At 65.9% G+C, this 984-nt stretch carries 1 pseudogene; it reads left to right on the plus strand.

Going from position 1 to position 984, the window contains the following annotated elements:
* Nucleotides 1–984: pseudogene (locus ACTHQX_RS21705) on the plus strand (pyruvate dehydrogenase (acetyl-transferring), homodimeric type); the annotation flags it as partial.

Here is a 984-nt window from a genome sequence, read left to right on the forward strand (position 1 = left end):
AAAACGGTCAAGGGCTACGGCCTGGGCCCGCACTTCGAAGGCCGCAACGCCACCCACCAGATGAAAAAACTCACCCTGGACGACCTGAAGAAGTTCCGCGACCACCTGCGGATCCCGGTCACGGATGAGCAGCTGGAGAAGGACCCGTACCGTCCTCCGTACTTCCACCCGGGCACGGACGCACCGGAAATCAAGTACCTGCTCGAGCGCCGCGCAGCTCTCGGCGGTTCCGTTCCGGAACGGCGTTCGAAGCACGCGGACATCGAGCTGCCCGAGGCGAAGACCTACGAGGTGGCCAAGCGCGGTTCGGGCAAGCAGCAGGCCGCCACCACCATGGCCTTCGTCCGCCTGCTCAAGGACCTGATGCGGGATAAGAACTTCGGCAAGCACATCGCGCCGATCATCCCGGATGAGGCCCGCACGTTCGGCATGGACGCGTTCTTCCCGACAGCGAAAATCTACAACCCCAAGGGCCAGAACTACCTGTCCGTGGACCGGGACCTGGTCCTGGCCTACAAGGAATCCGCCCAGGGCCAGCTGATCCACCCCGGCATCAACGAAGCAGGCGCCGTGGCAGCCTTCACCGCCGCCGGCACCGCCTACGCCACCCACGGCGTGCCCCTGGTCCCGGTCTACGTGTTCTACTCCATGTTCGGCTTCCAGCGCACCGGCGACGCCTTCTGGGCCGCCGCCGACCAGATGACCCGCGGGTTCATCATCGGCGCCACCGCCGGACGGACCACCCTCACCGGCGAAGGCCTCCAGCACGCCGACGGACACTCCCCGCTGCTGGCCTCCACCAACCCCGCCGTGGTCACCTACGACCCCGCCTACGGCTACGAAATGGGCCACATCGTCCGCGACGGCCTCGAACGCATGTACGGGCACGACTCGACCGACCGTAACCTGATGTACTACCTCACGGTCTACAACGAGCCGATCGTCCAGCCCGCGGAACCGGAGAACCTCGACGTCGAAGGTGTC

Origin of the sequence: Arthrobacter sp. SAFR-023 (assembly GCF_051965295.1) — a bacterium.
Taxonomy (GTDB): Bacteria; Actinomycetota; Actinomycetes; order Actinomycetales; family Micrococcaceae; genus Arthrobacter.